The following is a 9,693-nucleotide window of genomic DNA, read 5'->3' on the forward strand; positions in this document are numbered from 1 at the left end:
ATGAGCAACGCCCCAGATCCACTCTTGCAAGAAATCCAGGGACCATCGCCCCGCCAAATGCTTAAAATCCGGGCCCTGGGCCACAAGGGGTTGCTGTTTGGCATGGCCGTGGTTGGTCTCTTGGTCCTGATCGCGATCCTCGCGCCGGTGCTGGCGCCGCATGATCCCTATGCCCAGAGCCTGATGAACCGCATGGTTCCTCCGGTCTTTATGGGCGGCACATGGGAACATCCGCTGGGTACCGACCATCTTGGCCGGGACTACCTGTCGCGGCTGATTTATGGCGCCCGCGTGTCGCTGCTGATTGGCGCGGTAGCCGCGCTTATCTCTGGCGTGATCGGCACCGCCATGGGCGTGGCCGCCGGCTATTTTGGTGGCAAGGTCGACGCAGTTGTCACCTTCCTTATCAATGTGCGCCTGGCCATGCCAGTTGTGCTGGTGGCGCTGGCAGTGGTGGCGATCCTTGGTGGCTCGCTTACCGTGGTGATCTGCGTTCTGGGCTTTTTGCTCTGGGATCGCTTTGCCGTGGTGATGCGCGCCTCGACCCTACAGGTCAGCCGTCGCGACTACGTGGCCGCGGCGCAGGTGATCGGTGCCTCGACGCCGCGCATCGTACTGACCGAAATCATGCCGAATATTTTCAACAACCTGATCGTGGTGATCACCCTGGAAATGGCCCATGCCATCCTGCTGGAGGCGGCGCTCAGCTTTCTTGGGCTGGGTGTCCAGCCGCCCACGCCGTCCTGGGGGCTTATGGTTTCCGAAGGCAAGAACATGATGCTGTTTGAGCCCTGGCTGGTGCTGATCCCTGGCGCGGTGCTGTTTGTGCTGGTGCTGGCGATCAATCTGATGGGCGACGGGCTGCGTGATGTCACCTCGCCGGAAGGGAGAAGCTGATGACCACTCCATTGCTATCCGTCAAGAACCTGAACCTGACCATTCCAACCGGCAGTGGCACGCTACATGCGGTGCGCGGCATTGATTTTGACCTGCACCGGGGGGAAACCCTCTCCATCGTTGGAGAGAGCGGATCCGGCAAATCGCTGACCTCGCTGGCGCTGATGGGTCTGCTGGGCAAATCGATTGCCCGACAAGCCGACGAGATGAACTTTGATGGCGTCGACCTTCTGGCGGCCAATCGCCGGGTGATGCGTGATCTGCGCGGCAACCGCATTGCGATGATCTTTCAGGAACCGATGACCTCGCTCAACCCGGCCTATACAATCGGCGATCAGCTGACCGAAACGCTGCTTCTGCACCGCAAGGTCAGCAAAGCGGTGGCCCGTGCCCGCGCTATCGAGCTGCTGGAGAAGGTCGGCATCACCGCTGCCGAAAGCCGCCTGTCGCAATACCCGCATCAGCTTTCGGGTGGTCTGCGGCAACGGGTGATGATCGCGCTGGCGCTGATGTGCGAACCCGATCTGCTGATTGCGGATGAACCCACCACAGCGCTGGATGTCACCATTCAGGCGCAGATCCTGCGACTGCTGGTTGATCTGACCCGTGAAATGAACATGGCAATGATCCTGATCACCCATGATCTGGGCGTGGTCGCACGGGTCGCTGACAAGGTCGCGGTGATGTATGCCGGCGAGCTGGTGGAAACAGGCCCGGCCCAAGAGGTCTTTGCCACCCCCAGCCACCCCTATACCCGTGGCCTGCTGCGCTGCATTCCGCAACCGGGCAAGACCGAACGCGGTGCGCCTCTGGGGACCATTCCCGGCGTTGTGCCCTCGCTGATCGGCGAAGTCTCGGGCTGTGTTTTTCGCACCCGCTGTCCGCATGCGCAGGTCGCTTGCCGGGCCGAGATCCCACAGCATGGCACCGCCAGCCATGGCTTTCGCTGCGTCTATGATGATGGCGCCCTGTCCGAAGAAGGAGAACTCGCATGAGCGCGATCCTGACCCTCAACGGGGTGAAAAAGACCTATACCGTCAAGCAGGGCCTGTTTGGCCAGCGCAAACCGCTGACAGCCGTGAACGATGTCAACCTGACCCTGCGCAAGGGCGAAGTGCTGGGCCTGGTCGGCGAATCCGGTTGCGGCAAGTCGACCCTGGCCAAGCTGTTGCTGGGGCTTGAAAAGCCAACCGACGGTAATGTTCTGTTCGAAGGTACCGCCATGCAGGATCTGGACCGGCGCGCTTTGGCCGGACGGCTGCAGCCGATCTTTCAGGATCCCTATTCCTCGCTCAACCCGCGTAAATCGATTTACGATCTGATCTCGCTGCCGCTGCGGGTGCATGGCATCGGCGACAGCGCCAGCCAGCGCAAGGCGGTGAAGGATATGCTCGACGTGGTTGGTCTGCCGCAACGGGTGATCAACACCTACCCCAGCCAGATGTCCGGCGGTCAGCGCCAGCGGGTGGCCATCGCCCGCGCCCTGGTGATGAAGCCTGAAATCGTCATCTGCGACGAACCGACCTCGGCGCTGGATGTCTCGGTACAGAGCCAGATCCTCAACCTGCTCGGTGATCTGCGGCGCGAATTCGGCCTGACCTATCTCTTTATCTCGCATGACTTGGCAGTGGTGGAACATCTGGCAACGCGCGTGGCGGTTATGTACCTGGGCCGGATCGTCGAGGAAGCCCCGGTGGCCGAACTGTTTGAACGGCCCCGCCACCCCTATACCAAGGCGCTGCTGAATTCGGTACTCACCCCGGACCCAAGCCAAGGCGTGCCGGAAACCGCGCTAGGCACGGCCTATCCCAATCCGATTGACCCGCCGTCGGGCTGCGCCTTTCATCCGCGCTGCCCGCTTGCCACGGCGCATTGCAAAACAACCGCCCCCCGGCCGCTGGAGAACGAGACAGGCCGGGTCGAGTGCCACCTGCATGATCCGGACAGCCCGATGTATGAAAAGGATGCGGCATGAGCGCGCTGTCACAGACCCAAGAGACCCGTAAACATGTCATTGAAACCGCGGGCGGCGTGGTCGCGGCCCAGCACCGCCAGGCCGCCGAAGCCGGCGCCGAGGTGCTGCGCGCCGGTGGCGATGCGGTAGATGCAGCCGTGGCAACCTCTTTTGCTATCGGCGTGCTGGAACCCTGGATGAGCGGCCCGGCGGGCGGTGGTGCAGCGGTGCACTGGCGCGCCGATACCGGCGAAGCGGTGGCTATCAACTTTGGCATGCGCTCCCCCAGGGCGCTGAAAGTAGAAGACTACCCCCTCTCAGGCGAAGGCAAGGCCAGCGATCTCTTCCCCTGGGAGCGGGTGGTCGAGGATCGCAATGTTGAAGGCGCGGCAGCCATTGCGGTGCCGGGCACCGTCGATGGGATCGGTCAGGCGCATGCGCGCTGGGGCAAGATGCCCTGGGCAGAGCTGCTCGCGCCCGCAATTGCCCATGCCCGCGAAGGCATGCTGGTGGATTGGTACGCCGCCTTGCTGATTGCCTCTTCAGCGCGCAATCTGGCGAAAGACCCGGATGCCGCCGCACTGTTTCTGGATGATGGCATCTGGCCCAAGGGCTCTGGCTGGACCGCCATTCCCGACAACCGGCTGGACCAATCGGCCATGGCCGACACGCTAGAGACCCTGGCGCAGGGCGGTGCGCGCGCCTTTTACGAAGGCGATCTGGCCCAGGCCCTGGCCCAAGATGTGCAGGCCAAGGGCGGCAGCCTTTCGGCGCAGGATCTAGCCGGATACCACGCCTGGATGGGGCCCGCGCAGGCGGTGCCATACCGAGATGCCCTGTTCCATGTGATGCCGGGCCTGACCGCCGGCCCAACCTTTGCCCATGTCATGCAGCAGCTGGCCGAAAGCGACCTCAGTTCTCCGGCCCAGGCCTTTCCCGCCTATGCCAGCGCCCTGAAAACAGCCTATGCAGAGCGGGTTTCCAGCATGGGCGACAGCGGCGAGGTCGCCAAGGCGCCCGGCTGCACCACGCATTTCTCTATTGTCGATCGGGCCGGCAATATGGTGGCCAATACACAGACCCTGCTGTCTATCTTTGGCAGTCGCGTGGTATCGCCGTCTACCGGGTTGTTGATGAACAATGGCATCATGTGGTTCGATCCGGAACAGGGCAAGCCCAACTCGCTGGCACCCAACAAGGCCTGTCTGATGAATGTCTGCCCGACGCTTGGCCAATCCGGTACGCGCCGCTTTGCGCTTGGGGCCTCTGGCGGGCGCAAGATCGTTTCGGCCGTATCGCAGCTGGCCTCTTTCCTGACGGATCGGGAAATGGATATAGCAACCGCCTTTCACGCCCCGCGCATCGACGTTTCGGGCGGAACCACCGCTGTTGCAGATGAAACCCTACCGCCAGAGGTGCTGAATGCCCTGTCGGATGTCATGCCGGTACAGACCACCCGGCGCACCGTTCTACCCTATGCCTTTGCCTGCCCCGCCGGGGTCATGCGCGATGGCGAAACCAACAGTGGATGCACTGAAATCATGTCACCCTGGGGTGACGCAGTTCTCGAGGACCAACAATGACCCGTGACGCCGCCATCTCTCATGTGACCGACTATTTTGAGGCCGGCACCTTCCAGTCTGACCTGGCCAAGCTGGTTTCCTACCGCAGCGAGAGCCAGAACCCCGCTGACGAAGCGCGCGCAGAATCGCTGCGCTACCTGCAAGAGGCCATGCTGCCGCGCCTGCAAGCCCTCGGCTTTACCTGCGAAATCATCAATAACCCGGACCCAAAGGGCGGCCCGCTGCTGCTGGGTGAACGGGTAGAGGGCGAGGACCTGCCGACCATCCTGACCTACGGCCACGGCGACACTGTGCGCGGCCAAGAAGGCATGTGGCGCGAGGGGCTGGAGCCCTGGGAAATCGTCGAGGAAGGCGACCGTCTCTATGGACGCGGCACTGCTGACAACAAAGGCCAGCACCTGATCAATATCGCTGCGCTCGAAGCGGTGATCGCCACCCGCGGCAGCCTTGGGTTCAACACCCGCATCGTGCTGGAGATGAGCGAAGAAGTCGGCTCTGTCGGTCTGCCCGAGGTGTTTCACAGCTACAAGGACCGGCTGACGGCGGATGTGTTGATCGCATCGGACGGGCCGCGCCTGCAGCCCGAGGTGCCGACAATGTTCATGGGCTCGCGCGGCGGCACCACCTTTGATCTGCTGGTGGAAACCCACGAAGGCGCGCATCATTCCGGGAACTGGGGCGGGCTGCTGGCCGATCCGGCGATGATCCTGTCGCATGCGCTGGCCTGCATCACCGATGTGCGTGGCCAGATCAAAGTGCCCGAATGGCGCCCCGACAGCCTGACAGACAGCGTGCGCGCGGCACTGCGCGACCTGCCCGTTGCAGGCGGCGATGGCCCGCAGGTCGACCCCGACTGGGGCGAGCAGGATCTGACCCCGGCGGAACGTGTCTTTGGCTGGAACAGCTTTACCGTGCTGGCCATGGTCTCGGGCGTGCCCGAGGCCCCGGTCAATGCGATTTCCGGCTGGGCCCGCGCCACCTGCCAGCTGCGCTTTGTCGTGGGGACCGATCCGGCAGAGGTGATCCCTGCCCTGCGCCGCCACCTTGATGCGCATGGATTTGAGCGGGTAAAGATCGAAGCCCATGATCGCGGGTTCTTTTCCGCCACCCGGTTAGATCCAGCCCACCCCTGGGCGCAGTTCGTAGGCGATTCAATCCGCGAAACATCTGGCGGCCCCTTGCACGTGCTGCCCAACCTTGCCGGGTCGCTGCCCAACGACAGTTTCACCGATATTCTGGAACTGCCCACCATCTGGGTACCGCATTCCTACCGGGGCTGTTCGCAACACGCGCCCAACGAACATGTGCTGAAACCGCTCTGCGGCGATGCGCTGAAGGTGATGGCCGGGGTGTTCTGGGATATCGGCGCCAAGCCGGTGCCCAGCCGCGAAACCTAAGATCCGACCCAAAGACGAACCAGTGCAAATCAGCCCCGCAGGTATCCCCCTGCGGGGCTGATTCATATGCTGGCAGAGATCTGTTCCAGTCGGCGCATTTCCTGTGTCGTCAGAACCCGCTTGTCAGCCCGCTTCAAGGCATCCTGCGAAACCTTGGCTGACGCTGCGCGGAAGGTCGCGGCGTCCATCTCTGCCAAGGAGCAAAGCGCCTTGTGCAGCCGGATCTGCACTTCAATCAATTCGGCCCCATCACGGGCAATGGGGCGAAACGCCTGTTCAATCAACGTTTCAGTCTGCAAGGACGGGACGGTGATATTGGGGTAATCAACCAAGGCATCAACACCGCTGCGCCAGGGCGCCAAGATCCTGACAAGACGGTCAATCACATCAATCGCGGTGCCCGGATCATTCACCGAATGCGACAAGGCCCGCGAGGCAATTTCCGACATGACGATCAGGCCAAATTTTGGATCTTGATCAAAGCTGCGCCGCTGCCCACAGGAAAACGCTGCCCTGAGCGGTGCAAGACCAGCATCATCAACCGTAGGCCCGTCAATATACATCAATGGCGAGGCCCGATGCACAAAGGCGCCGGGCAATGCCACGACCCAAACGTTGAGATCCAGTTCCTTGGCGCATTTGGATACCGCGCCCATGTCGATATGCTGCACAAACCCGATGTCCTGTGAACAGACCTTCTGCGCCGTCGCCGGGGGAGGCTGCTTTTGCGGCTTGCCACCCAGCCATGGTTTTTCAAGTCGTCGGTTCAGCGCGCCAGCAGCGGCGATTTCGACACGTTCCAGCGTGTCTTCAATGCGACCAAAATTTGACAGATGGCTGATCCAGCGCAGCAACGCCACCACCACAAAGGCAATCATCAAAACCGTCGTGGCAAACAGCACAAGACGCCCGGCCTGCGTGTAGTACCCCGCCTTCAGGGCGACAATTCCAACCAGGCTGAACAGAAAAGCCCCCAAAAACGTCGCAAGCACATTCTGGGTGGTGTGGTCTTCCTGCAGCAAGGCGGTGGCGCGTGGCGTCGCCGACCCGGCGGCCGTGGAAAAGGCCGAAACCGCAATCGACAGCGAAAAGGTGGTGACCGCCAACATAGAGGTCGCAAGTATGTTGAGAACCTGCTCCACCGCGCCGGCGCCCAGCTTTTCCCCCAGACTGAGCGGTAGCAGTCGCCCCAGCGTCTGTGCCAGCACAACCGAGCCCAGCGCCAGAAATGCAAAGCTGACTGTGCGTACCCAAATCTTGCGTAACTGCCGCAGGATGAGCCAGACAGACTTGATATTGAAGAGCTTTAAGAGGGTGCTGCGCATCCCGTCAGCATAGGAAAGATCTGCAGGAGCGTCGATGGAAACTTAGCCCTACCGCGCCGCGTCAAAACAGCTCTTGGCTGTCGGAACAATTAGGCGAGAGGGGGGAACGTCGCCTAGCTTTGCCTCAATCACATTCGAAAACCTCAGAAAACCGGCGAAATGCGTCAAGCGTGCAATGACAGGCGAGTACAGTCGAGAGCACCCTTGGCTATTGCCCGCGACCGACACGACCACCAAATGTACACAGTACACCTCGTTCTTGCGCGCGGCTAAGTTGCCAGATTGGTCAGCAACAAGCGGATCACGAAATATCTCGCTTTGCACCACGAAGAGTTTTTGCCCGAATTTGAAAAGATCACCGAACGAGAGGTCTTTGCGCCCTAGGCTGCTGGACTGAAAAGAAGGTATTTGGGGACCCGGATTCATGAAGCGCGGGGACCACAGGAGACGCCGCACTGTGGGGCGGATCAAGTATGGTGATGGGAATGGCGGCGATCCCGCCAGAGCCCATCACGTCGGACCACATGTCAGGGGATTTGCAACCAGTGTGTCTGCGCGTGCGCGCTCAATCAACGCAGGTGCAGACAACCATATTCGGAAATAGTCTGCGATAATGAAGCCTGAGGATCTGCCTATCTACAAACCGTCGCGCGATATATGTGCGGGGCGGGGACATTTATTTTCAAAGCGCCTCCTTTATTCAACCCGCCCAGAAAAACTGATCCATAGCCTTGCCCGTACCAAGCTGAAATCATCAAAGCGAAACGTTTGAACGAGATAAGGACAACGGGCTCACAATTGCCGACGGCGAAACGGTTCTCGGGTTGCGTACAGGTATTCCCTAAACATAGTTGCGGCCCCTGTTTTGCAACGGGGGCCGCCGTTATTGTCTGCAATGTAGCGCTATATGATCAGAAGGCTAAGGAGTATCCAACACTTACACCGTAGCTTTGATAGTCTGAGGCGCCCAGTCCGTCGAGGAAGGCCGAGGCGGTGAAGGTGCCGTGGCTTGCACTCACATAGCTCACCCCCGCGTCCAACTTGCCGCGCCAGCCGGCGTAGCCTGGCAGCACTGTCTCGGCCACCGCCGTGCCGCCTGTCGACGACCAGATGCCCGAGATCCCGCCCCGCAGCGTCAGGGCGCCGTTCTGAACCGCGATAGAACGCTCCGCGTCCAGGCCAAAAGTAACCTGCATCAGATCAACGGTCTGTGCCGAAATCGCATTGCCAAGGCTGTCGGTATAGCCGTCCTGGTCTTCCTTCACATAGGCGGCGTCCATATAGGGGCTGAACAGGGTGCCCTGAGAGGCGATCTCGCCGGTCACTTTCACCTGAGCCAGCAGGCGCGAGGTGTCGAAGTCATCCTCATAAGTGCCAAAGGGCGACACGCTGTTGGAGGATTTACCGTAGAGCAAGCGCCCCTCGAAATAGAGCGGATCGCCCGGTAATTTGGCGACCACATAGGGCCCGACCAGCCAGCCCGTGCCCTCGACACGGGAGGCTCCGTCTTCCTGCGACAGGTGATCAAACTGCAGCATCGCGCCCAGCAAAACCGTCTCACGCAGGTGAATGTGGCCACCAAACGCGCCAAATACAGACCGGCTGTCGGCGGTGTCATCCTCAGACCAGGCCCCCTTGAGGCGGAACCAGGCGTTGCTGGTCGCGCCAGAAGCCAGGTTGAAGTGACCCCGGCCACGGGTGACAGCCGCGTTGAGCGTGCCATCAGATGTCCCATCAAGAAAACCGGTCAGGTCAGGCTGATTGGAGAGCAGCTGGTTGGCTCGGCTGTACAGGAAGCTGGCGATGGTCTTTTGCGTCTCTTCCACGGTGGTATCGGAAACGACCAGCGTGTTGGAGGCATTGGTGACATTGCCCGCCGCATCCACTGCAGCCCCTGCCGCCACCGAGAGGCCCACGTTGCCAGTGCCGACAGATGCGATTGTTGCGGTGTAGATCGCGCCGCTGCCACTCAGGCCGGTAACGGTTGCATGGCTCGCAGTGATATCGCTTGCCTCAAAGCCGGTCACGCTTTCGCTGAAGGTGATGGTGACTTCAAAGCTCGCCTTGTGGGTCAGCCGCTCTGGCGCACCGCTGATCACCACATCTGGCGAAGTGGCATCTACGACAGTCAGGTTTGCGTCCGAGGTATTGCCATTGGCATCGGTCGCGGTGACGGTTATATTGCCACTGGTTTGCGGCGTTGCCGAGACAACGGAATAATTGCCAACGGGTTGCGGCGCTAGGGCAGCACCCCTGACGCGCAATGTGCCGCGCGCCAAGGCCGCCGCACCGCCAGACGCCATGGTTGTAGCGGAGCTCCCATCGGGGAAGGTTACGGTAACCGTTGCACCGGGTTCAGTGGTGCCGCTGACGGTCAGGGTGCGATCCGCGTTGACCACAACATTCGCCACTGTCGGTGTTGATTGTCACTGAGAACTGACCCGGTATTTTCACCGAGATTTGACCCACCTTCAGTTATGCGCTGTAGTTTATGATGTGGTCAATGTTGCGGTCTCCTTTCCTGTTTTCTTTGCAGC

7 protein-coding genes are annotated in these 9,693 nt (G+C 61.0%); 5 read left to right on the forward strand and 2 right to left on the reverse strand.

Annotated features, from left to right (window positions below; translation table 11 throughout):
- From P2081_RS19365 to P2081_RS19385, 5 genes are read left to right on the forward strand one after another with little or no spacing between them, the layout of a single operon-like run.
- Window positions 1-897, forward strand: a complete 897-nt coding sequence (locus P2081_RS19365) for an ABC transporter permease (RefSeq protein WP_278924439.1) — start codon at window positions 1-3, stop codon at window positions 895-897.
- Window positions 897-1,892, forward strand: coding sequence for an ABC transporter ATP-binding protein (locus tag P2081_RS19370; RefSeq protein WP_278924440.1), 996 nt, complete (start codon window positions 897-899; stop codon window positions 1,890-1,892). The genes P2081_RS19365 and P2081_RS19370 overlap by 1 nt, the downstream gene beginning before the upstream one ends.
- Window positions 1,889-2,872 (forward strand): ABC transporter ATP-binding protein, encoded by a 984-nt coding sequence (locus P2081_RS19375; RefSeq protein ID WP_278924441.1) that lies wholly within the window; start codon window positions 1,889-1,891, stop codon window positions 2,870-2,872. Before P2081_RS19370 ends, P2081_RS19375 begins: the two co-directional genes overlap by 4 nt.
- Entirely contained in the window at window positions 2,869-4,434 is a 1,566-nt protein-coding gene (locus tag P2081_RS19380) for a gamma-glutamyltransferase family protein (RefSeq protein WP_278924442.1), read from the forward strand. The genes P2081_RS19375 and P2081_RS19380 overlap by 4 nt, the downstream gene beginning before the upstream one ends.
- Entirely contained in the window at window positions 4,431-5,831 is a 1,401-nt protein-coding gene (locus tag P2081_RS19385) for a M20 family metallopeptidase (protein WP_278924443.1), read from the forward strand. Before P2081_RS19380 ends, P2081_RS19385 begins: the two co-directional genes overlap by 4 nt.
- Before the next feature lie 62 nt (window positions 5,832-5,893).
- Here the strand turns inward: P2081_RS19385 and P2081_RS19390 are convergent, their stop codons facing one another.
- Window positions 5,894-7,156 (reverse strand): DUF2254 domain-containing protein, encoded by a 1,263-nt coding sequence (locus P2081_RS19390; protein WP_278924444.1) that lies wholly within the window; start codon window positions 7,154-7,156, stop codon window positions 5,894-5,896.
- Window positions 7,157-8,067: 911 nt separating this feature from the next.
- Entirely contained in the window at window positions 8,068-9,567 is a 1,500-nt protein-coding gene (locus P2081_RS19395; protein ID WP_278924445.1) for an Ig-like domain-containing protein, read from the reverse strand.
- Window positions 9,568-9,693: the final 126 nt, after the last annotated feature.

Origin of the sequence: Pseudophaeobacter profundi, from assembly GCF_029697505.1 — a bacterium.
Lineage (GTDB): Bacteria > Pseudomonadota > Alphaproteobacteria > Rhodobacterales > Rhodobacteraceae > Pseudophaeobacter > Pseudophaeobacter profundi.